The following is a 22,736-nucleotide window of genomic DNA, read 5'->3' on the forward strand; positions in this document are numbered from 1 at the left end:
GAAAGGTGTTGGCCAATTGGATATGAATATGAATCAGGCATTTCTGGAGACAGCCGAGAAGCAATTTCTGTATTATAAGCAGCTTGGAGAGAAGGCCATGGGGCAGCTGGAGACCGAGCAATTATTTCAGGCATGGCATGAGGATACCAACAGCATTGCCGTCATTGTGAAGCATCTGTGGGGCAATATGTTATCCCGCTGGACGGATGTGCTCACAAGCGATGGTGAAAAGCCTTGGCGAGCGCGAGACGCGGAATTCGTCAATGACATCTCCACACGAGAAGAACTGCTAGGCAAGTGGGAGGAAGGCTGGAACTGCCTACTGAGTGCCATTCGTTCTTTTGCACCGGAACAGCTCTCACAGATTATATACATTCGCAATGAAGGTCATACCGTCATGGAGGCTATTACACGGCAATTGGCGCATTATCCGTATCATGTGGGACAAATTATTTACGCAGCCAAAATGCTGAAAGAAACACCATGGAACAGCCTCTCCATTCCAAGGAACGGGTCAGCAGTATACAACGGCAGCAAGTTTGCCAAACCAAAAGAACGCAGACATTTTACCGAGGATGAGTTAGACACGGATTGAATGATCAGCGGCATGATTAACACCTACTATAGAACAAAGAGAGGGACACGATGACACAGTTTGCATTAATACGTCACGGAAGCACAGCATGGAATAAAGAGAAACGGTCTCAGGGACAGACGGACAATCCGCTGGATCAGGAAGGGAGAGAACAGGCCGTTTTGCTTGCGGAATGGCTGAGTTCGGAATCGTGGGATGCCATCTATGCCAGTGATTTGGGGCGTGCACATGAGACGGCGAAGATTATCAGTGAACGGCTGGGTATTCGTGAGATTCATCTGGACCCAAGGCTGCGTGAGATGGGCGGCGGTCAGGTGGAAGGAACAACGGAGGCGGAACGTATAGCCAAATGGGGCCCGGACTGGAGCACTCTAGAGCTGGGACGGGAAGCTGCAGCAGCCGGGACGATGCGTGGCAGTGCTGCAATCGAGGATATATGCAAGGAGCATCCTGATGGGAAAGTGATTGTGGTCAGTCATGGGGCCATTCTGCGTAATACCCTCCGAGGATTGGTACCTGCGCTTGATGTTAGCACGAAGTTGTCCAATACCTCGATTACCCGAATAGAAAAGAAAGCTGGATCCTGGGCCTGCGAATTATACAATTGCAGTGTCCATCTGAAACCTGCAGAGGATTCACTATAGATGAATGCAACTGAGCTCAAAGAGCAATTACAGCTTATACAATCGAAGAATTTTGCGGCCGATGAGGTAGAGCACCCTTACGAACTGGCGCTGCATATGTTACAGCACATCGGAAGTACGGACCCGGTCCTTCGAGATGAACTTATATATGTTACATTTGCCACCTGGATCGGACATGGGATATTTTCAGCAGAACAACTCCGCGTTCTGCTCCATAAAGCAATGGACGATCAGCATCTTTTTTATGGGATTGGAGAGAATGGGACGGACAGTGTATTTACCCGGGCCTTTTCCGTCCTGCTGCTGCCTCCCATCTTAAACATGGATCGTCAGCGGAACTTTCTAATCAAGGCAGATATCGAGGCTATTCATCACCGATTGACCACGTACCTGAAGGAAGAGAAGGATGTCCGCGGATACGTCGATGAAAAAGGTTGGGCTCATGCTCCTGCACATGCATCCGATGCGGTTGAAGACCTTGCTCAATCCCCCTATATGGATGAAACGGCGTTGAGAGAACTGTTGGAATCGCTCGCTGTGAAAATAACGGATTCCAGCGCAGTATACATCCATGATGAGGATCAGCGTATTGCTCATGCGGTAGTGTCAATTGTTAGATGCAAGCTGCTTAATAAATCGGATTTTGCAGCCTGGATTGCTGCACTTGAACAGGCATGCATAGATCAGACCGGCGAAAGAAGCTATGTGGAGATAAGCCGGATTAGCATGAACGTACGTGTCTTTTTGCAGACTCTGTATCTGGTGATACGAAAAGAAGAACAAGATCCATTTCCACTAGTTAGGGAGCTTGTTCTAAACGCTTTGGAAAAAGAGTGAACATGATCAATCCTAACTTACCAACAGGGGGAGATGGCGTGAGCAAAATCAAGTATGAATGGGAAGAGATGCTGTCTCCACTGGGTGAGGCTGGGGTGATGATTCGTTGCGGAGATGCAATATCGGATGAGGTTCATCTCAGAGTGATCTCGGTCTGTACTTGGCTGGAGGAAAATTCCTTTCCGGGCATGGTGGAGTTGGTTCCATCATTCGCGTCGGTTGCACTGTTTTATGATCCAATGGTTGTTGCGGAATCTGCTCGATCGGCTTCAGGGAAAGGAGCAAGTGAATCTTCTCCATATCAACAGGTGTGCAGGATGTTATTGTCCCGGTTAGAGATGCTTGAAGAATCCGTACATAATCCATTCAGAACCATAGTGATCCCCGTGTGCTACGGAGGTCCATTCGGGCCTGATCTGGAGTATGTTGCGAGTGAAAACGAATTGACCCCAGATGAGGTTGTTGCAATTCATACATCCGGGGAATACCTGGTCCACATGATTGGATTTGCACCGGGATTCCCCTACCTTGGCGGATTGCCCAAACGGATTGCTACACCCCGAAGAGCAACTCCGAGGCTGAGAGTAGAAGCCGGGACCGTCGGAATCGGCGGCGAGCAAACCGGAATATACCCGGTAGCTACGCCTGGTGGTTGGCACTGCATCGGACGAACACCTCTGAAGCTGTTTCGTCCTGAACATGATCTGCCGAGCCTGCTTCAGGCAGGGGATCGGGTCCGGTTTGAAGCGATAACGGAGAAGGATTACATAGAGTGGAAGGAGGGCGAAGGATGAAAATGGAGGTCATTCGCCCAGGCCTCTTGTCCACAGTTCAGGATGAGGGAAGGTACGGATATCGACGGCATGGGGTACATCCGGGTGGAGTTATGGATACATTTGCAGCAAGAACAGCCAATATGCTGGTGAATAATCGCCGTAATGCAGCTGTGATGGAAATAACCATGACGGGCCCTGAACTTCGATTTCATGAAAATAGCCTCATCGCTCTATGTGGTGCAGATCTGTCGGCGACCGTGGATGATCAGCCCGTTCCCCTGTGGCGTCCAGTTGCGTTAATGGCGGGAAGTGTATTGAAATTTGGGCGATGTCGATCCAGATTGAGAGCGTATCTGTCCATTGCTGGTGGGATAGCGGTAAATGAAGTCATGGGGAGCCGAAGTACGGACCTGAAAACAGGTATTGGCGGCTTGGAAGGCAGAGCTTTGCGGGCTGGAGATATATTATCTGCTGCGGAGGCTTCTTGGGAAGCACGAGCCATACTCCACCAATTGCTGGAACAAGCGAAGCTGGAGAAGACACACATGAAGGGGCCGATATGGCACCTGTCCAGCAGAGAATGGTCTTTATATCAGAAGGATCCAGTGATCCGTGTGATGTCGGGTGCGGATACCTCCAAGTTTACCAGGGAGAGCCTGGAACGACTGTATAATGAACAATATGTGATTGCTCCTCAGTCGGATCGGATGGGATATCGATTGGAGGGTTCAAGGCTGGAGCTTGAACAACCTATGAGCCGGTTATCGGAAGCCGTAACGTATGGCACAGTTCAGGTGCCAGCAGATGGTCAGCCTATCATCCTGATGGCAGATCATCAAACCATTGGAGGCTATCCCGTGATTGCACAGGTCGCCAGGGTGGATTTGCCGGTATTGGCTCAGGCAAGGCCCGGGACTCGGGTTGCTTTTCAGCCAATTACACATGAAGAAGCACAGCAGTTGTTCCTGGAGCAGGAACGGGGATTACAGCTGAGCGCTGCATTCATCCGCAGAAGATTGACCGAAACGGGGGTTCGCCAATGAAGACGGTAGATATCAATTGTGATCTGGGCGAAAGTTATGGTATATACCGAATGCCGTGGGATGAAGCGGTTTTGCCGCTGATCACTTCGGCCAACATTGCTTGCGGATTTCATGCAGGAGATCCAGCCACGATGCGATCAACGGTGGAAACGGCAATGGAACATCAGGTTGCGATTGGAGCACATCCGGGATTGCCGGATATGCAGGGTTTTGGCAGGAGAAGCATGGATATAACCCCGCAGGAAGCCTATGACATGGTCGTATACCAGATTGGGGCACTGGATGCCTTCGTACGAGCATACGGTGGATGCATGCATCATGTGAAGCCGCACGGCGCGTTATACAATATGGCTGCGGAGAATATGAAGCTTGCTGAAGCCATTGCTCAGGCGGTTTACAACGTAAGGCCAGAACTATACCTCTATGGTCTTGCGGGCAGCGCGCTCATTGAGGCGGCGGATCGTACCGGTCTGCGCAGCGTAAGTGAAGTGTTTGCAGATCGGACTTACGGTTCGGACGGTAAATTGACGCCCCGCAGTCATGCCGGAGCAGTCATTGGGCAGCCAGAACAAGCGCTGGCTCAAGTGCTGCGCATGGTGAATGAAGGTGTCGTTGTGTCCACGGAAGGCATAGCGGTTCCCCTCAAAGCGGAGACCATATGCATACATGGTGATGGGGAGCATGCCCTATCTTTTGCAAGAGAAATCCGCAGATTACTTGAAGCTGAAGGGGTAATTCTATCGGCTGCAGGTCATGCTTGAGATTAGATCGGTACCGAAACCGACCGAGGATAGATACATATGAATGAATTGGAGTCGATAAATAGATGAAACCGATACGGAATTCCGCGAAGGCGGTCATCGTACAGAATGGAAGGCTGCTCGTCATCCGTTTGGATGATCAATATGGTACAGCTTATGTTTTTCCAGGTGGAGGACAGGAGAAGGGTGAAGAACTGAAGGATGCCGTCGCCCGTGAATGTTTGGAGGAGATCGGACAGGCAGTGACTGTGGGAGACTTGCTTCATATCCGGGAATACATCGGGAAGAATCATGAGTTTGCCGAATGGGATGCTGACATTCACCAGGTTGAATTTTATTTTGAATGCAGTCTGAAGGATGTGAATGCCACAGTATTTGAAGGCACCAACCCGGATGACAATCAGGTCGCAGTCGAATGGATCGCCCTTGAGGATCTGGCATCTGTCCGTTTGTATCCCCAAACGATTGGCGAATTGCTGATGAAACGTGAACCATCGCGGATTTATCTTGGGGATATGAACTAATATGAACTAATAACCTTTCCAATATTGTCACGTTTACGAACGGATTCATGGATTCACCATAGGTGGGGTGGGTACACTATAAGTACAGGCTTTTATGTCACAACAACTTATATATAAGCAGGCCGATGCTTACTCGATAACATCAAAAGAAGCCTTTAAGACCGGTACTTAATGAGGTGTCCTGTAAGCCTTTGGCTTAGCTAACTCTGATTTGAAGAGCTGTGGGAGCAGTGATGGGAAGAACGATCCGTAACCCGTAACCGTAACGGCTGCCCATAAGCGCTTCAAAACTACCCCCAACCGGAAGGAGCATGTCCCATGAATAAGACGGAACTCGAACAAAACATTGTAAAGGCATTGGAAAATAACCCTTTTTGCAGCTTCTCAACTGTGGAAAATGGTAAACCTAAATCCCGCTATATGGCGCTTTTCAATGATGGCATGAATATTCACTTGGCGACGAACCGCCGCACGCATAAGGTGGAGGAGCTTGAGAATAACCCTAATGTCAGTCTTTTGCTTGGCTATGAGGCGGGTGGCTCCAAAGAAGTGGTTGAGATCGAAGGAACCTGTGAAGTGACCAAAAATGAAAACCTGCGCGAAGAAGTGTGGAATGATGAACTGAAAGCATGGTTTGACGGACCGAACGATCCGAATTATGTCATTTTGGATATTACACCCGTACGCATTGAATATACAGGCAAGGACCATGAGCATCAGGTGTGGGAACAATAAAGCAACCGAATGAAGTGTTCTTTGGGAGCACTGAATCATCGGATATAACTTGATGAACATATAAACCGTGAGGCCGCAGGGCTTCGCGGTTTTTTGCTGACAGATGAACAGGGTGAAATGGATACATATGTAAGTGCTATGTAATATACGTATTTAACACGTATAGTAAACTATATATTAACAAAAAAAGAGAGAATAATGTCGAAATCCCGCATGATTATGTAAAGTTGAATTCTTATGTGCGGATAATGTAAAAAATAATGCTTTTCAACCATGCTTCATTGCGTTATGATTTGGTATGTAAACGATACGCACAGATATGAATAGATGTTCATGTGAGATAAACTAACCTGAATTCAGCTGGTGAAGACCATGATTTCAGCACGCACAACCCATGAAATCTATGCTATTTCTGCGCCTATTCGTTTGCACACTATGGCATGATTCAATGTACATAACCGGGAGGGGTTATTTTGAAAAAGAACAAAAAAGTATTATCAAGCCTGACTGCCGCTTTGGTTGCATTAAACGTGCTTGCAGTATTTCCGGTACCTGTATCGGCTGCAGATGCTGCCAAAGTAAAATTGCGTATCATGGAAACAACGGACATTCATGACAATCTACTTAACTACGACTACTACTCCGACAAAGAGACCGATCAATATGGACTCGCCAAAACAGCTACACTGATCAAAAAAGCCCGAGAAGAAGCGAAAAACAGCCTGTTGTTCGACAATGGTGACCTGATTCAGGGTAACCCGCTCGGAGACTATGTAGCCAAAATCGACCCACTTCAAAAGGGTGAGACTCACCCTGTATATAAAGCAATGAACCTGCTCGATTATGATGCCGGTAACATCGGAAACCACGAGTTCAACTATGGTCTGGATTTCCTGGACATGACGCTGGAGGGCGCCAACTTCCCTTATATTAATGCGAATGTCTATGTAGATGACGGCGATGACGATGAAACAAACGACAAGAATTACTTCACCCCATATGAAATTCTGGACAAAAAAGTAACGGATGAGAGCGGCAAAGAGCACACGATCAAAGTGGGTGTTATTGGATTCGTGCCGCCGCAAATCATGCAGTGGGACAGTGCTAATCTGGAAGGCAAAGTCATAGCCAAGGATATTATTGCTACAGCCAAGAAATTCATTCCGCAAATGAAGGCTGAAGGTGCAGACATTATCGTTGCCATTCCTCACTCCGGTTTTGAAGATATCCCTCAAACGGATCTGATGGAAAACTCGGTGCTGTACCTGAGCCAGGTAGAGGGCATTAATGCGATTCTGTTTGGACATGCCCACAAGGTGTTCCCAAGTGCTGATTTTGAAGGCAAAAAAGGAGTGGATCTTGAAAAAGGAACCATCAATGGCGTTCCAGCAGTGGAGCCAGGCTTCTGGGGTGATCATCTCGGAATCATTGATCTTGATCTGGAGCTGGTGGATGGCAAGTGGAAAGTGGTAGATTCCGCGACAGAAGCACGTCCAATCTATGACACTGCGAACAAAAAGCCATTGGTTGATGCAGATCAGGAGATCATCGACGCGGTTCATGAAGAGCACGAAGGTACGCTTGACTATGTACGTGGCCCGGTCGGAGAGACAACGGCTCCAATCAACAGCTTCTTCGCTCTGGTACAGGATGATCCATCCATTCAGATCGTGACGAATGCTCAGAAATGGTACGTGGAAAAACACATGCAAGGAACCGAGTATGAAGATATCCCGGTATTGTCTGCAGGAGCTCCATTTAAAGCGGGCGGTCGTTCAGGTGCTTCATACTACACGAATATCCCTGCAGGCACCATCGCAATCAAAAACGTAGCTGATCTGTACGTATATCCGAATACGGTACATGCTGTTATAGTTAACGGTGCTGAAATCAAGGAATGGCTGGAATGGTCTGCAGGCCAGTTCAATCAGATTGACCCGGCTAAGGGTGGACAACAGCAGCTGATCAACATGGATTTCCCGACGTACAACTTTGATGTGATCGATGGTGTAACGTATCAAATTGATGTGACTCAGCCAGCCAAATATGATTCCAAAGCAACCGTGGTGAATGCATCGGCAAGCCGGATCAAGGACCTGAGCTTCAATGGCAAACCGATCGATCCGGAGCAAAAGTTTATCGTGGCAACAAATAACTATCGTGCTTCTTCGTCCAAACTGGCCAATCCGGATGGTAAACGTATCGTTTTGGCAGCACCGGATGAGAACCGTCAAGTCATCATTGACTACATCCGTGATAACAAAACAATCAATCCGGCAGCGGATGGCAACTGGTCACTGGCACCAATTAAGCCTTCTGCAAGTGTAACTGCAGCAGCACTGAACGATCTTGAAGTGGTGTTTGCGTCTTCTCCGGATGCCAAAGCGCTGGTTGAAGCTAACCCGGCAATGTCGTTCATTGGTACGAATGACGAAGGTTTTGCCGAGTATGGCTTGAAATTGACTGGAGAAGCAGCGGTGACTCCTGGACAGGGAACGAAGCCTGCTCCAGCACCAACACCAACACCTGCCCCAACACCAAAACCGGAACCGCAGCCTGAGAAACCAGCAAGCGGCAAAGTGGTATATGTGGTGAAAAAAGGGGACAACCTGTACCGCATCGGCTTGAAATATGGTGTGGACTGGCGCAAGCTTGCCACAGCCAACAAAATTTCAAATGTACATCAATTGAAAGTTGGACAGAAAATCGTAATTCCCGCTTCTTAATATAAAGCGGATAATGAAGGCCGACAGTCAACAGACTGGCGGTCTTTTTTTCTGCAAAAATGTTTAAGACTGTAGCAAAAACGTTCATACCGGAAGTCATCAAAACACTAGAGATTAATTTTATGACCCATGCTATAATATTTACAAACTTTGGGTATATACCATTTAACATTAATTGAAATAGAAACATAAACCGGCAAGGGGGTTCTACATGAATTGCAGTGGCTGCAGTCCAATCTATCCAATTGAGGATCAAGGTACTCTGTATCTGCGTCCCGTTTTCCCCATTTTGCTGGAAATGCTGAGGACGTTGGGTGTGCATGTTGAACATTCGGATGAAGCGATATGGATGACCTATACGAATGCCGAATCTGTACAGAACTGGCTGGAAGCGATACAGAAGCACGAAGCCATCGGCCCGGAATCGATTACAGTACAGGTAACTCCAATTCATGAACAGGCGGATCAGGCAGGCTGGATTAGTCTTCAGATGATGAAATCTCGATTCAAGCATGCAGATCTGGTATCGATTATTTTGAACAATCAATTCAGCAGTCATATGCAGCCTATTGTTGATGCACATGAACAGATTGTCGGATTCGAGTTTCTCCTGCGACCTTCCGAAAATGGCACGCCATTTAGCCCGTATAACTTGTTTGAGGTTGCCCGGGACACGGGCTTGCATTCCTTTTTGGATCGGACCGCAAGAATCACAGCAATCGAAACAAGTGCAGCTTTTTTGCCTCATGGTGTTAAGCGCTTTGTGAATTTTCTGCCCTCCTCTATATACAATCCTGAATTTTGCCTGACTCATACGTTTGAAGCGATTGAGCGCCTGGAACTGGACCCCAAGGATTTTGTGTTTGAAGTTGTGGAAACGGAACAGATCCAGCATATGTCCATTCTCCAGCATATTTTTTCGGTGTATCGTTCCCGTGGAATGTCGGTAGCACTGGATGATGTCGGGGCAGGGTATTCGACCATTGAATTGATGAATCGGCTGGAGCCTGATTTTGTCAAAATTGATCGTAGTCTGATTGATCAGTGTGATCGTGACCCGGTGAAACAACAGCAGATTATCGATATTGTGGAGATGTCACGCCGATTCGGGGGTCGTGTGCTTGCTGAAGGCATCGAACGCATGGAGGAATTTGATTTTTGCCGTTCCATAGGGATCGAGCTGGCTCAGGGATATTACTTTGGTAAACCGTCGGCTAAGCCGCCACAGGGTCCATATCGGCAAACATCTGCCTAGATAATTCCCTTTTTAATATGTACATATAAACAAGTCACTTCCAATTAACGGAGTGGCTTGTTTGACGTGTTATGTAAATATTTGTAATCAAATAAATGTGTACTTAAGCCGATATATAAGATAACCCGATCGAGGTGTGAAGAGAAGGGTTAAGGTCGACATGGAGAGGGTCCTACATACAAACAAAGAACGATTGAACTTTGGAGGGGGAGAAGCAGATGGGGGAGAATCTGGACCAAGGGCAAGCGAAAAAAGCTGCCAAACCAGTCAAACAGAAAGAAAATAAAGCAAAAAAGAAGAACAAGAAAAGGGGCTTTGTCTGGAGTATACGAAATAAATTGCTGATATCCTTCCTGGCCGTATTGCTGGTGCCCAGTTTGGTCATTGGAATGATCACACTGTTGATTGCCGATCGCACGGTAGTAGGTCAACTGATGGATAGTGCCAGACAAAGTGTAAGCACGACGAATACAATTATTGAAACCCATGTCAATGCGAAGATTCATGATATCAATTATTTTGCCGATTCCATTCGGACGGACATGCTTAGTGAGGATAGTGGCCTTTCTGAAGTGGAAGTGAAATTACAGCAGTATGTCGGATTGCATCCTGATGCGTTGAATATATTTGTAGGAACTGAAGATGGGACCATGGTTAGGGGGAAAGAAACAACAGGAAGTGCACAAGGGTCCAACTATGATCCAAGGGAGCGGGAATGGTACAAGCTGGCGATGGCCAACCCGGGCAATCCCGCTGTGTCAGCCGTGTCCAAAAATACGGATGGAGTAACGGTTGTGTTTATCTCAAAAACACTGGAAGATCAATCTGGTGTAGTAGGTTTGTCTTTGGATCTAACGGAACTTAGCGAACAGGCTTCCATTAAGGTGGGCAAGGAAGGGGACGTTATTATCATGGATCCGGAGAGAAATTATATCTCATCACCTGTGGTGGAATCTGGCACGCAAGAAACGTCAGAGGCTTTGGATCCCATGTTTGCAGCTCAAGAGGGATCGTTCGATTACACCTATCATGATGACTCCAAAATGATGATCTTCTCCACTAATGAAGCAACGGGCTGGAAGATTGGCGGAACGATGTTCCAAAGTGAATTGTCTCATGCCAGTCAAGACATTCGGATGGCAACCTTAATTGTCATTCTGGCTGCGACCTTCCTTACGCTAGTATTCATTATCTGGTTTACACGTTCCATGCTGCGTCCAATCCGGCGTCTGCAAGAGTCTGCTCGTGCGGTAAGCAAAGGTGATTTGACGGTTAAGTTGGAAACCGGACGAAAAGATGAAGTTGGTGATCTCGCCAAGTATTTTGAGCGGATGGTAGATAACCTTCGAATGATGATTCTGGGTGTTCAGGAAACGACGGAGCAGGTATCGGCTTCCTCTCAGGAATTGTCGGCGAGCGCGGAGCAAACGACCAAAGCCATTGAGCATTCGACACTCTCCATTCAGGAACTTGCGGAAGGTGCAGAGCAGCAGGTGAAGAGCGTGAAGGAAGGATCGGGGCAGATGAGTCGTATGGCCGAAGATGTCCGCATCATGTCTGAACGTGTGCAATCCATTACGCAGAACATGCGGAATACATCCGGAGCAGCTTACTCCGGTAATGAAGCTGCGGGACAGGCCGTGGATCAGATGAGCAGCATTCAGGAAACGGTGGAACAGCTGGCAGTGGTGGTGCAGTCCTTGAATGCACGTTCCACAGAAATTGGAAACATGGTTAATGTCATCGCCACCATCTCCAAACAGACCAACCTGCTTGCACTGAACGCGTCCATCGAAGCGGCGAGAGCGGGGGATGCTGGTCGCGGATTCGCAGTGGTAGCAGGTGAGGTTCGGAAACTGGCGGAAGAATCCGGCAGCTCTGCAGCACAAATCGGTGAACTCGTTCATAATATCCGTCTGGATATGGATGCCGCCATGGATACCATGACAGCTGCCCAGACCCGGGTAGAGGATGGCATTCAGGCAGTAAATACTTCAGGACAGTCATTCGCCCAGATTCGTGAGGCCGTTGAAGATGCAGCCCATACGCTCGATGATCTGTCTCAAACAACGAAGCAGCTGGAGGAAGGGGCGGCTCGTGTTGCTCAAGCCATGAATGATATTTCTGTCGTAACCCAGGAGAGTGCTGCGAATACGGAATCCGTATCGGCTTCCTCTGAGGAACAGCTGGCATCTGTAGAAGAGATTGCGTCATCATCAGCGCATCTGAATAGTATGGCGGAACAATTGCAAGGCCTGCTGGGCATGTTCAAAATGGTGGAAGATACGCCGAAAAACAAGGACCAGGCATAATCCGGTGTTAATACTTGTTCATGAATAAAATAAAGATAGACAATCCTCCTGTTGCCCTGTATAACTATATCGTTGGTTTTTCTCTTAGATTGCGGTGTATTTATAATAGTAGTAATAGGGTTAAGGTACAGGAGGATTTATGACATACGTAGCTATACTAATCTTTGCAATAACCGTTGCGCTCGTGATCTGGCAGCCTCGTGGACTGGGTATTGGCTGGTCTGCTTCAGGTGGAGCCGTGCTCGCCTTGCTATGTGGTGTCGTCAGTCTGAATGATGCCTCCGATGTGGCATCCATCGTATGGAATGCAACACTGGCATTTGTCGGCATCATTATGATTTCACTGATTCTGGACGAGACCGGGTTCTTCGAATGGGCTGCACTTCATATGGCAAGACTCGCTGGAGGGAATGGACGCAGATTATTCATCTATTCCATTTTGCTCGGAGCTGCAGTGTCTGCTTTATTTGCCAACGATGGTGCGGCGCTTATTCTGACTCCGATTGTTCTCGCCATGGTGCGTGCGCTGAAATTCGATGAACGCATGGTACTTGCATTTGTCATGGCAAGCGGGTTTATTGCTGATACCACGTCACTGCCGCTGATCGTCAGTAACCTGGTGAATATTGTGTCAGCCGATTATTTTGGAATTACGTTTGTGGAGTATGCTGTGCGGATGATTGTTCCCAATATCTTTTCCATTGTAGCGAGTACAGGAATGCTGTATCTGTTTTATCGTAAAAGTATACCCCATCGCTACGACATCTCCGCCGCTCGTGACCCCAAGGAAGCCATTCGCGATCCGCGGATGTTCCGTATTGCCTGGTATATGCTTGCGCTACTTTTGATCGCTTACGTTTCCAGTGAGTTTCTGCCGATCCCGGTATCGGTTATCGTGGGCGCCGTCGCTCTGCTATTTGCCATATTGGCACGTAAGAGTGAAGCAGTTGACCTGAAACGTGTTGTCAAGGAAGCGCCTTGGTCCATTGTGGTCTTCTCGGTAGGCATGTACATCGTTGTATACGGACTGCGTAATGCTGGGTTAACAGATCATCTGAGCCGCTGGCTGGATGCCATAGCAGAGCATGGCCTGCTGGCTGCATCGGTGGGCATGGGATTGATCGCAGCGGTGTTATCATCGGTGATGAACAATCTGCCAACCGTGTTAATTAATGCACTGGCGATCCAGGGTGCACATACCGAAGGCATTGTTAGAGAAGCGTTGATCTATGCCAACGTGATTGGATCTGATCTGGGTCCCAAAATGACGCCAATCGGTTCACTGGCTACATTGTTGTGGCTGCATGTGTTGTCGCGGAAGGGTGTAAAGATTACGTGGGGATATTATTTCAAGGTAGGAGTCATCCTGACGATCCCGACATTGTTGATTACCTTGGCTGGACTGGCCCTGTGGCTGTGGATTTTGAATTAGTAGAAAAGGCTGCTTTTACTCTGGTGCCATGCACTTGAGAAGGCAGTTTTTTTATTTTTCTTCTATATATGAAGTTTAAATATCATTAACAAAAAGTATTTACATTAGACCAGCCTTTTATTGGCTGGTCCTTTTAATTTTCTCACCCCTTCTCCCCAGGCGGTGAATTGAAACGTCTGGAAGCGACCATACAACACCGACGCAGTGGAGGGGACGGAATCGATTCTGAAGAAGCGAAGCGCTCGCCTTTGTCTCCGATTTTTAACATTACATTGGAACGGAGAGGACAGCAATAATCTGTAGAAGCGAAGCGTTCGCGTTTATCACCGGATTTTTACCAAAGGGAAAAATTAATGAAATCCGGGGATAACAGCGATCGGAAGGTTGTTCTGTCAGCGTAGTGGTACTATGTAATTTACGTGAAGCCGAGCCAATACAGCGATCGGAAGAACGATCCGGAACCGGAACGGTCGCTCACGGAGTTGTTTTACCTTCCATATATTTCAAAACACCGCCCATAATTTTAACATTGCGTTTACAAAACATTGATTTTGAGATGACATACCGAAACTACAATGATAAAAGAGTTGATGGTGAACAAACAAATTCACAAAACGCCATCACTACATTGGGGGAGGAAAACAAAACATGTTTAAAAAGTTGCCGTTTATTTTGATGACCTTAACGTTCGTACTGGTACTCGCAGCATGCGGATCCAAAAATGATGCTGGTACAGAGGGCGCCGCAAGCAATGGTTCAGGATCAGGCGAAGCAGCTGCTGAGCTTAGCGGAAACATCCTGGCTGTTGGTTCAACAGCACTGCAACCTCTGGTAGAGCAAGCTGGACAAAAATTTATGGCAGTTGATGAATATAAAAATGTAACAGTGCAAGTGCAAGGTGGCGGTAGTGGTACTGGTCTGACTCAAGTATCCGACGGACAAGCTACAATCGGTAACTCCGACGTATTTGCAGAAGAGAAGCTGGAAGATGAAGCAAAAGCAAAAGAACTGGTTGATCATCAAGTAGCAGTAGTAGCGATCGCACCAGTAAGCAACAAAGATGCAGGTGTTGAAGACCTGACGAAACAACAATTGATCGATATCTTCTCCGGTAAAATCACAAACTGGAAAGATGTTGGTGGTGCTGACCAAGCAATCGTTATCGTTAACCGTCCTAGCAGCTCCGGTACTCGTGCAACATTCGAGAACTTCGCTCTGGGAACGAAAGTAGAAGATATCCAAGGTTCCATTCAAGAAGATTCCTCAGGTACAGTTAAGAAGCTTGTATCCGAGACTCCAGGAGCAATTGGTTACCTGGCACTGTCTTACCTCGATGACAGCTTGCAAGTCCTGAAGTATGAAGGCGTTGAAGCATCCGTTGAGAACGTAGAAGCTGGAACATATCCAGTGTGGGCTTACCAACATATGTACACTAAAGGTGAGCCGGATGCAGCGACAAAAGCATTCCTCGACTACATGCTGAGTGACGAAATTCAACAAACAGACGTAACGGAACTGGGTTACATTCCAGTATCCGGTATGAAAGTAAAACGCGATGCAGCGGGTAACTTGACTCAATAATCTTTGAACTTGCGCATACAGCGAGAGAGGCGGACTAAGGTCCTGCCTCTTTACGCGGTTTTTGAATGAAATAATCCCATATTTTACATTACTCTATTATAGAAGGATGGTTGTTATGGAACAGACCGAAGGGGGAACGGTAATGAACAGCAAGATCAAGTCACGCCGGCCCTTGAGAGAGAAACATTTCTGGGAAGAGTGGACAGGACGGATCTATACGTCGATTTGTGTCGTATTGTTGATCGTTGTCATGTTTTCCATCGTTTATTTTGTGGCGTCCAAGGGTCTCTCAACCTTTTTTAAGGATGGTGTGAGCCTGAGTGAATTCCTGTTCGGCAAAACGTGGAGTCCATCATCAGAACCAGCAGCCTATGGAGCATTACCGTTCATCACCGGTTCCTTCACAACCACCCTGCTGGCCGCTCTGATTGCAAGCCCGCTCAGTTTGTGTGCGGCACTCTTTATGACGGAGATCGTACCGGGTAAAGGGAAAAAGATACTGCAGCCTGCCATTGAATTGTTGTCCGGTATTCCGTCTGTCGTTTACGGTTTTATCGGTCTGAGTGTTATCGTGCCTTTATTGCGCAGCATCTTCGGCGGAGCCGGCATCGGGATTGCAGCCGGATGTCTGGTTCTATCCGTAATGATTCTGCCTACCGTAACAAGCATTATGGCTGATGCTTTGTCTGCTCTGCCCAAAGGTTTGCGTGAATCGTCCTATGCTCTGGGCGCTACACGCTGGCAGACGATCTACCGCGTGATTATTCCAACGGTACTGCCAGCCTTGCTGACAGGGATCGTTCTGGGTATGGCTCGTGCCTTCGGTGAAGCACTCGCTGTACAGATGGTTATCGGTAATGCACCACATGTACCGACATCCTTGCTTGAATCAGCTTCTACATTAACAAGTGTAATCACCCTGAGTATGGGTAACACCACAATGGGTTCGGTTCATAATAATGCACTCTGGAGTATGGCGCTTGTCCTGCTTGTGATGACGTTTGTATTCGTCATTCTGGTTCGTTTGCTCGAAAGGAGAAACCGGGTATGAAAATGAAGGCGAAAACGGTCGATAAAATTGCTACATCCGTCATAGTTGTTTTAGCCTTGTTCATCGTGGTATTGCTGCTCGGTTTGCTGGGATTCATCCTGTTCCGGGGAGTAGGGCAAATCAACTGGCACTTCCTGACGAGTGCGCCGCAGCTGCTCAAAGGGGGCGGCGGGATTGGACCGCAGCTCTTTAACTCCATCTTCCTGTTGATCTTAACGCTTATTATCACCATTCCGCTCGGTTGGGGCGGAGGAATCTATATGGCGGAGTATGCGAAGCCAGGCAAGATTACAAGTTTTATCCGATTGGTTGTTGAGGTATTGTCCTCCTTCCCGTCGATCGTTATCGGTTTGTTTGGTCTCTTGTTGATTGTAAATACGTTCGGTCTTGGCTTCTCCCTGATTTCGGGTGCCATGGCGCTCGCGATATTCAACTTGCCGCTCATGGTGCGGACAACGGAGCAGGCTTTCCGGGCCGTTCCGAAGGAACAGAAGGAAGCGGGCCTGGCACTGGGTTTGTCCAAATGGAAAATCATTACGTCCATCCTGCTGCCTGTCGCGCTGCCAAGCTTGATTACAGGTACAATCCTGGCTTCCGGCCGAATCTTCGGTGAAGCGGCAGCCCTGATGTTTACAGCAGGGATGAGCAGTCCGCCGCTGGACTTCACGGATTGGAATCCGACAAGCCCAAGATCGCCTCTTAACCCATTCCGTCCGGCAGAGACACTTGCCGTTCATATCTGGAAAGTCAACAGTGAAGGCATTGGGCCAGATTCCAAGGAAGTGGCAGCCGGAGCATCTGCGGTGCTTGTTATCCTTGTACTGGCGTTCAATCTGAGTGCACGCTGGATCGGCCGGGTTGTATACCGCCGCATGACAGCTTCGAAATAAGGAGGAACCAACATGGCCATACCTTTTGGTACGGAACAGTTAAGCATATATTATGGGCATTTCCAGGCAGTCAAGCAGATCAGCCTCGCGTTTCCTGAAGCCAGCGTTACAGCACTGATCGGGCCTTCCGGTTGCGGTAAATCCACGTTTTTGCGGTCCCTCAACCGCATGAACGATGAGATTTCCGGTTCCCGCACAGAGGGGCACATCTGGATGGATGGTAAAGACCTGAACGAGCCAGGCACCGACGTGATCAAATTGCGCCAGAAAATCGGCATGGTGTGGCAGAAGCCAAACCCATTTCATAAGTCCATCTACAACAATATCGCGTTTGGCCCCCGCTACCGCGGTATCAAAGGCAAGAAGGCACTGGATGAAATCGTGGAGAAAAGCTTGCGCCGCGCCGCGCTGTGGGATGAAGTAAAGGACAGACTGAATGAGTCGGCCCTGTCTCTCTCTGGTGGACAACAACAGCGTCTGTGTATTGCACGTGCACTGTCGGTTGATCCTCAGATTTTGCTGCTCGATGAGCCGGCATCTGCGCTGGACCCGGTATCAACGGGGAAAGTAGAGGAACTCATTTCCGAGCTTAAGAAGGATCTCCGAATCGTAATCGTAACCCATAATATGCAGCAAGCAGCACGCATCTCGGATTATACAGCGTATTTTTATCTGGGAAACATGATTGAGCACGGGGATACAGAACATATTTTCACCAACCCCGACAACCGTTTGACGCAAGAGTACATTATGGGACGTTTCGGTTAAGGAAAGTGCATGACATTGGATGGAGTATAATATAAAGCAATAAACAGAGAAGAAAGCATAATACCCAAACGACAACGTTTGGGGTTATGCTTTTTATATTATAGTAATGGTAGGGTTTGCCATAATAAAAACAATCATGCTACGATAACCAGAGTTACAAGATGAGTAGAGATTTCCATATTTCTGAAGGTAGAGATGACGAGTTGAAATATCTAGAATTCTGAAGGAGATGTTGATGATAACAACAGACCACGAACGATTCCTGGACAACTTGGTAGCGGATGCGATAACACGCTATCCCTTAAGGAAGCCCTCGGCCTCCTTTATCCGTCACAATGAGAACCTGACATATCATATAATCGACGAAGCAAGCGGACAGAAGTATCTGCTGCGTATACATAAAGCTGCTTATGCAAGCATGACCGGTATTCAACATACACGTCCGGCACTGGAAGCGGAGATGAGTCTCCTTCATGAATTAAAATCATCTACCGGATTACGCGTGCAGAACCCTGTTCGTAATTCGTCGGGGGATTGGGTTACCGTCTGCTTCCTGGAAAACGGGGAGGAAATCTGCTGCACCATGCTGGAATGGATTGAAGGCAGGGACATTCAGCAAGGGGAGCAGCTGACAAGAGAGCAGATTCATACCTTGGGGATACAGATGCAGACACTTCACCACTATGGTCGTATGAAGGATACGTCTGATACAACCGACACCGGACCAGAAGCGAAGGATGGCTGGACAGGCCAAACTGAGGTTCGTCCATCATATGGAAGTATCGAGGAAAATCTGAACATGCTTGGGCAGCTTGAGGAAGGCGTCAGATTGGGCATATTTACACCTGAAGACTTCGCCTTGATACATGAGACATTCAGGAATATCAACAACCATCTGGAAACCTATCCTATTGGCCCAAAAACATGGGGAGTGATTCATGGTGACATCACCCGGGGGAATCTGCTGGTGACGGAACAGGGGATCTCTATGATCGACTTCTGCTTATATGGTTATGGCTATTATCTTTTTGATGCTGCAGGTGCAGCCTTGATCTTCAACGGGAAAGAACGGGATATCTTCCTGTCGGGTTATACCAAACAAACAGCTCCACTCACCGAACAAGAGATCAGGCTGATGGAAGGGTTCATGTTGATATTTACGTTGGGTTATTTTTCCTTCCAGATGGCCAATGAGTCCAGGCATGCATGGATGAAGGAACGGATGCCGAAGCTCTGCAGCAAATATTGCAGACCTTACGTCGAGAACCGCAGTATCTTCTATGAATTATAAGATCGTTATTTCATACAGTAATGAAGACATTACGACATCACGACATCACGACCACATGCGTCAACCAATGTATTTGGGGCGTCCTGAACTCAGGGGGCTCTTTTTGCGTACTTTTTGCTTCTTATCTCAAGAAATCATTTATGAAGAAAGTATAAACTCTGCGGAGAGAAAGATGTATTTCGCTACAATACAGTTATGGGAGGATGAAGCAGCGATGAGAGACAACGTGAACATATTGCTGGTGGAGGATGATCCGGAAATTGCCCGCATTTTGATGGACCATCTTCGGCGTGAGGGATATGGGGTGACATGGGCTTCGAGCGGTCTGGAGAGCTGGGAAGATTTCAGAAAAGGGACATATCAGCTGGTCTTGCTCGACCTGATGCTGCCGGAGATGGACGGGTTCACAGTATGTAAAAATATCCGGCTGATCAGCGACGTTCCGCTGCTCATGATGAGTGCACGCATCGAAGAGGAGAGCAAGGTGAGAGGTCTTGGTCTGGGCGCTGACGATTATATTACCAAGCCGTTCAGCCTGGCGGAGCTTACAGCCCGCATTGAATCCCACCTGAGCAGATATCGCAGATATCAGGGCATCAAGCCGGAACCGACCCATCAAGCGTACAACGACGGCTTGTCGATCAACCCATTGAATCAACAGGTGCAGCTTCACGGGGAAGATGTCGTACTGACGGGCAAGGAGTGGGCTTTGCTCACGCTGCTCGCCTCTCATCCGGGCCGTGCATTCACCAAAGCGGAGCTGTATGAACATGTGTGGAACCAGCCGGCAGCAGGAAGTTCAGGTACGGTTACCGTGCATGTAAAGAGCCTGCGGGCCAAGCTGGGCGATGAGCCTCATCAACCACGCTGGATTCAGACCGTATGGGGCAGCGGATACCGATTTATAGGAGATGTAACGGAATGAAGCTGAAGTATTGGTTGATGGTTGCTTTTCTTATTGTGATGCTGCTTCCTGTCGCTGCGGGTTGGGCACTATTCTCCCTATATAACTACTATAACGACCAGCGCTCTGTAGCGGAATATGTAGAGTTAACCGGACGGCTGGCTCCCATCGAAAAGAGGCTATCCGATCCGGAACTGTACCGTCTGCAATCTTCGGATGCCTATGCTTCGCTCTCCGGGCTGGTTAATGATCAAGTGAACGTTGACCTCTATTTGCCTTCAGGGATCCGGGTGTATACATCCGGCGGGGATACCTGGGCTGCCGGAGCTTATACGGTCAGGGGTTCGGAACTATATCGAGATCTGTACGACATGCAGATTCGCCATCGCACGTTTACGCTGAAAAAGCCGGTTTGGGAAAAGGGCGAATTGATTGGCATCTACGAGATTACCATGCTTCGCGGAGAGTGGCTGGAAGGCATCTCGGTTCGGACAACCTGGGTTGTTGGGTTCGCTGGTGTTTTCTTTATCCTGTTATACGGCACCGTGCTCTGGCTGCTATCCAGAAAGCTCTTCCGTCCGATGAGACAACTGATGGGCCGAATGCATGCATTTGCGCGGGGAGAGATTCCTATGGATGGCGTACCGGCACGTCGGGATGAAATGGGTACGCTGCTGGAGCAATTTGATGCGATGCAGGAGAAAGTCAGGCAGACTCAGGCCGAGGTGGAGAAGGAGCAAAAAGAGAAAGAGCTCATGGTCGCTTCGCTGTCTCATGATCTGAAGACACCATTAATGTCCATCAGTGCCTACGCGGAGGCACTCAGTGTTGAAACTCCGCTGGAACCGTCAGAGAAACGGGACTACCGGGATGTGTTGTTTGGTAATGTGGAACGGATGAAACACATGATTGGTGAACTTGAAATGTATACGGCGCTGGGTTCCAGTGAATTGGAGATGACCATGGTCGAGGTGGAAGGAGAAGAGTTCTTCGATATGCTGCTTGGAAGTTACGGGGGACTCGCCGAGCGTGGACAGATTGATCTTAGAACGGTTGTCCGCACAGACCGCCTTTACCGGCTTCATCCCGAACAGCTGATGCGTCTGACAGATAATTTGATCAACAATGCACTGCGTCATACAAGCAAGAACGGTTTGATGGGTCTGGGGGTGATTGCTTCAGATCAGCCGCTGCCGGAATGGGTTATTCCAACACTTGCGCTGGAGCTGAATCAGTACAGAACGGGATCAACATTGATTCTGGTGCAAAATGAAGGGACTGCTATTCCCAAAGAACAGCTGGATCGTATTTTCGAACCCTATGTTCAACATCAGAATCAGGAAGAGAAGGCGTATGCGGGCAGCTCGGGTCTCGGATTAAGCATAGCCAAACGGATTGCCATCAAGCATGGAGGTGAGATGCGCATGTGGTCGGCTGAAGGATACGGTACGCTGGCTGCATGTCGATTGCCTGAGATGTAACGCCCTTAAACGAACGAGAGAGGATGAACGATAATGATGAAAAAAGGATGGATGATGCTCGGTACAGCGCTACTTGCGGGGTCACTGCTCGGAGGCTGTGCAGAGAAGGATCTGGTTGGTCTGTCAGGAGATGAGATGATCGAGAAGGTCGTCACCGCAGAAACGAAGCCTGCTTCGTACTATGCCGAAGGAGTAATGAAAGTGTGGTCGGATGACAAATTGAGTCACACCATGCACATTAAGGAATGGGTCGACGGAGAGACAGGGCGAAAGCGCACCGAAACAGAGGAGAATGGCAATATCAGCTACGCGGTCAATAACGGAACGGACATTACTATTTACGAAAAAGAGACAGGCACGGCGTATTCGATGAGCGTATCTGCTATGGGACAACAGCCTGAACAGACTCAGAAGCAGATGCTGGTAGATCAGCTGGAACGGTTGCGGGATTCCCATGATGTGGATATGATGGGACAGGAAGAGCTTCACGGACAGGAAGTCATTCACATCAAGCTGATGCCGAAAGAGAATGGCACCTTATCCATCTCCTCCGAATATTGGGTTGACCCCAAAACGTGGATGATTGTTAAAGTCATTAGCACATATGGTGATGAAAAGTCAGAAATGATCTATGATCCGATTCAATATGATCCCGAATTTTCGGAGGATACGTTCGTAATCGACATTCCCGAAGAAGTGGAAGTGAACGATCTGAACGATCTGAGCCAGAGTTCGGAAGTGAGTCTGGAAGAAGCCGAACAAGCGTTGGGCCAACCCTTTTTACAGGATATGAGCGGTGAGCTTGAGCTGTCTCGGATGGAAATGTATTCATCAAGCGGAGAGTTTGGCAGGGATGAAGTGACCTTGTACTACGTCAACAATGACAAGGTTGAAGTGAGTCTGTCTGTATTCAAGGCGCCGGATGAAAATGTGGATAATACACTGCTGCCGGATGAGTCCAAGGTGAAGGTTCGGGATACCGAGGGTTCGTATATGAAGAGCATACGGAACATATCATGGAGTGAGAATGGGCTGCGTTACTCCATCATGGGTGAGAACGAGGAATGGACGAAGGAGAAGCTTCAGGCTTGGGCGAAGGATCTGAAGCTTCCCAATCAACCTTAATTTTG

General features: G+C 48.2%; 20 protein-coding genes. All 20 read left to right on the plus strand.

The genetic code is table 11. The annotated features are described in order from the left end of the window. Positions 1–22 precede the first annotated feature (22 nt). Positions 23–595, plus strand: a complete 573-nt coding sequence (locus MHB82_RS02165) for a DUF1572 family protein (RefSeq protein ID WP_110756909.1) — start codon at positions 23–25, stop codon at positions 593–595. Between the two features lie 50 nt (positions 596–645). Continuing rightward, entirely contained in the window at positions 646–1,239 is a 594-nt protein-coding gene (locus MHB82_RS02170; RefSeq protein ID WP_341173696.1) for a histidine phosphatase family protein, read from the plus strand. Continuing rightward, positions 1,240–2,076, plus strand: a complete 837-nt coding sequence (locus tag MHB82_RS02175; RefSeq protein ID WP_341173697.1) for a DUF2785 domain-containing protein — start codon at positions 1,240–1,242, stop codon at positions 2,074–2,076. A gap of 68 nt (positions 2,077–2,144) precedes the next feature. Beyond that, entirely contained in the window at positions 2,145–2,870 is a 726-nt protein-coding gene (pxpB, locus tag MHB82_RS02180) for a 5-oxoprolinase subunit PxpB (protein ID WP_341176570.1), read from the plus strand. Further along, positions 2,867–3,895: a 5-oxoprolinase subunit C family protein gene (locus MHB82_RS02185; RefSeq protein WP_341173698.1), complete on the plus strand. Its 1,029-nt coding sequence runs from the start codon at positions 2,867–2,869 to the stop codon at positions 3,893–3,895. The genes pxpB and MHB82_RS02185 overlap by 4 nt, the downstream gene beginning before the upstream one ends. Continuing rightward, positions 3,892–4,656 carry a LamB/YcsF family protein gene (locus MHB82_RS02190; protein WP_095361577.1) on the plus strand — a complete coding sequence of 255 codons (765 nt, stop codon included), beginning with the start codon at positions 3,892–3,894 and terminating at the stop codon, positions 4,654–4,656. The genes MHB82_RS02185 and MHB82_RS02190 overlap by 4 nt, the downstream gene beginning before the upstream one ends. A 65-nt stretch (positions 4,657–4,721) precedes the next feature. Beyond that, complete coding sequence (locus tag MHB82_RS02195) at positions 4,722–5,180, plus strand: NUDIX domain-containing protein (RefSeq protein ID WP_341173699.1); 459 nt, start codon at positions 4,722–4,724, stop codon at positions 5,178–5,180. Positions 5,181–5,498: 318 nt separating this feature from the next. Continuing rightward, positions 5,499–5,915 (plus strand): pyridoxamine 5'-phosphate oxidase family protein, encoded by a 417-nt coding sequence (locus MHB82_RS02200; RefSeq protein ID WP_095291705.1) that lies wholly within the window; start codon positions 5,499–5,501, stop codon positions 5,913–5,915. 473 nt (positions 5,916–6,388) lie between these two features. After that, the gene (locus tag MHB82_RS02205) at positions 6,389–8,641 is read left to right on the plus strand and encodes a bifunctional 2',3'-cyclic-nucleotide 2'-phosphodiesterase/3'-nucleotidase (RefSeq protein ID WP_341173700.1); all 2,253 of its coding nucleotides are present in this window, start codon (positions 6,389–6,391) and stop codon (positions 8,639–8,641) included. 211 nt (positions 8,642–8,852) lie between these two features. Beyond that, a complete protein-coding gene (locus MHB82_RS02210) occupies positions 8,853–9,896 on the plus strand; it encodes an EAL domain-containing protein (RefSeq protein ID WP_341173701.1) in 1,044 nt (347 codons plus the stop codon). A 218-nt stretch (positions 9,897–10,114) separates the two neighbouring features. Further along, the gene (locus MHB82_RS02215; protein ID WP_341173702.1) at positions 10,115–12,208 is read left to right on the plus strand and encodes a methyl-accepting chemotaxis protein; all 2,094 of its coding nucleotides are present in this window, start codon (positions 10,115–10,117) and stop codon (positions 12,206–12,208) included. Between the two features lie 139 nt (positions 12,209–12,347). Beyond that, on the plus strand, positions 12,348–13,640 hold the full coding sequence (locus MHB82_RS02220; RefSeq protein ID WP_341173703.1) for an arsenic transporter: 1,293 nt from the start codon (positions 12,348–12,350) through the stop codon (positions 13,638–13,640). A gap of 648 nt (positions 13,641–14,288) precedes the next feature. Then, positions 14,289–15,221 carry a phosphate ABC transporter substrate-binding protein PstS family protein gene (locus MHB82_RS02225; protein ID WP_095361570.1) on the plus strand — a complete coding sequence of 311 codons (933 nt, stop codon included), beginning with the start codon at positions 14,289–14,291 and terminating at the stop codon, positions 15,219–15,221. Between the two features lie 115 nt (positions 15,222–15,336). Further along, positions 15,337–16,272: a phosphate ABC transporter permease subunit PstC gene (gene pstC / locus MHB82_RS02230; protein WP_236146679.1), complete on the plus strand. Its 936-nt coding sequence runs from the start codon at positions 15,337–15,339 to the stop codon at positions 16,270–16,272. A 2-nt stretch (positions 16,273–16,274) separates the two neighbouring features. After that, positions 16,275–17,162 (plus strand): phosphate ABC transporter permease PstA, encoded by an 888-nt coding sequence (pstA, locus tag MHB82_RS02235; protein WP_095291810.1) that lies wholly within the window; start codon positions 16,275–16,277, stop codon positions 17,160–17,162. A 12-nt stretch (positions 17,163–17,174) separates the two neighbouring features. Next, complete coding sequence (gene pstB / locus MHB82_RS02240; protein ID WP_095361569.1) at positions 17,175–17,930, plus strand: phosphate ABC transporter ATP-binding protein PstB; 756 nt, start codon at positions 17,175–17,177, stop codon at positions 17,928–17,930. Between the two features lie 235 nt (positions 17,931–18,165). Continuing rightward, a complete protein-coding gene (locus MHB82_RS02245; RefSeq protein WP_341173704.1) occupies positions 18,166–19,221 on the plus strand; it encodes a phosphotransferase enzyme family protein in 1,056 nt (351 codons plus the stop codon). Between the two features lie 214 nt (positions 19,222–19,435). Next, the gene (locus MHB82_RS02250) at positions 19,436–20,146 is read left to right on the plus strand and encodes a response regulator transcription factor (RefSeq protein ID WP_095361567.1); all 711 of its coding nucleotides are present in this window, start codon (positions 19,436–19,438) and stop codon (positions 20,144–20,146) included. Beyond that, positions 20,143–21,606 carry a sensor histidine kinase gene (locus tag MHB82_RS02255; protein ID WP_341173705.1) on the plus strand — a complete coding sequence of 488 codons (1,464 nt, stop codon included), beginning with the start codon at positions 20,143–20,145 and terminating at the stop codon, positions 21,604–21,606. The genes MHB82_RS02250 and MHB82_RS02255 overlap by 4 nt, the downstream gene beginning before the upstream one ends. A gap of 36 nt (positions 21,607–21,642) precedes the next feature. Beyond that, positions 21,643–22,731 (plus strand): LolA family protein, encoded by a 1,089-nt coding sequence (locus MHB82_RS02260; RefSeq protein WP_341173706.1) that lies wholly within the window; start codon positions 21,643–21,645, stop codon positions 22,729–22,731. Positions 22,732–22,736 lie beyond the last annotated feature (5 nt).

Source organism: Paenibacillus sp. FSL K6-2862 (genome assembly GCF_038005125.1).
Lineage (GTDB): Bacteria > Bacillota > Bacilli > Paenibacillales > Paenibacillaceae > Paenibacillus > Paenibacillus illinoisensis_A.

Coding starts and splice junctions, on each gene's coding strand:
- MHB82_RS02225 (WP_095361570.1), top strand. CDS start 14,289: ATGTTTAAAAAGTTGCCGTTTATTTTGATGACCTTAACGTTCGTACTG.
- pxpB (WP_341176570.1), top strand. CDS start 2,145: ATGCTGTCTCCACTGGGTGAGGCTGGGGTGATGATTCGTTGCGGAGAT.
- MHB82_RS02245 (WP_341173704.1), top strand. CDS start 18,166: ATGATAACAACAGACCACGAACGATTCCTGGACAACTTGGTAGCGGAT.
- MHB82_RS02165 (WP_110756909.1), top strand. CDS start 23: ATGAATATGAATCAGGCATTTCTGGAGACAGCCGAGAAGCAATTTCTG.
- MHB82_RS02195 (WP_341173699.1), top strand. CDS start 4,722: ATGAAACCGATACGGAATTCCGCGAAGGCGGTCATCGTACAGAATGGA.
- MHB82_RS02175 (WP_341173697.1), top strand. CDS start 1,240: ATGAATGCAACTGAGCTCAAAGAGCAATTACAGCTTATACAATCGAAG.
- pstA (WP_095291810.1), top strand. CDS start 16,275: ATGAAGGCGAAAACGGTCGATAAAATTGCTACATCCGTCATAGTTGTT.
- MHB82_RS02200 (WP_095291705.1), top strand. CDS start 5,499: ATGAATAAGACGGAACTCGAACAAAACATTGTAAAGGCATTGGAAAAT.
- pstB (WP_095361569.1), top strand. CDS start 17,175: ATGGCCATACCTTTTGGTACGGAACAGTTAAGCATATATTATGGGCAT.
- MHB82_RS02210 (WP_341173701.1), top strand. CDS start 8,853: ATGAATTGCAGTGGCTGCAGTCCAATCTATCCAATTGAGGATCAAGGT.
- MHB82_RS02190 (WP_095361577.1), top strand. CDS start 3,892: ATGAAGACGGTAGATATCAATTGTGATCTGGGCGAAAGTTATGGTATA.
- MHB82_RS02250 (WP_095361567.1), top strand. CDS start 19,436: ATGAGAGACAACGTGAACATATTGCTGGTGGAGGATGATCCGGAAATT.
- MHB82_RS02170 (WP_341173696.1), top strand. CDS start 646: ATGACACAGTTTGCATTAATACGTCACGGAAGCACAGCATGGAATAAA.
- MHB82_RS02215 (WP_341173702.1), top strand. CDS start 10,115: ATGGGGGAGAATCTGGACCAAGGGCAAGCGAAAAAAGCTGCCAAACCA.
- MHB82_RS02255 (WP_341173705.1), top strand. CDS start 20,143: ATGAAGCTGAAGTATTGGTTGATGGTTGCTTTTCTTATTGTGATGCTG.
- MHB82_RS02260 (WP_341173706.1), top strand. CDS start 21,643: ATGAAAAAAGGATGGATGATGCTCGGTACAGCGCTACTTGCGGGGTCA.
- MHB82_RS02185 (WP_341173698.1), top strand. CDS start 2,867: ATGAAAATGGAGGTCATTCGCCCAGGCCTCTTGTCCACAGTTCAGGAT.
- pstC (WP_236146679.1), top strand. CDS start 15,337: ATGGAACAGACCGAAGGGGGAACGGTAATGAACAGCAAGATCAAGTCA.
- MHB82_RS02220 (WP_341173703.1), top strand. CDS start 12,348: ATGACATACGTAGCTATACTAATCTTTGCAATAACCGTTGCGCTCGTG.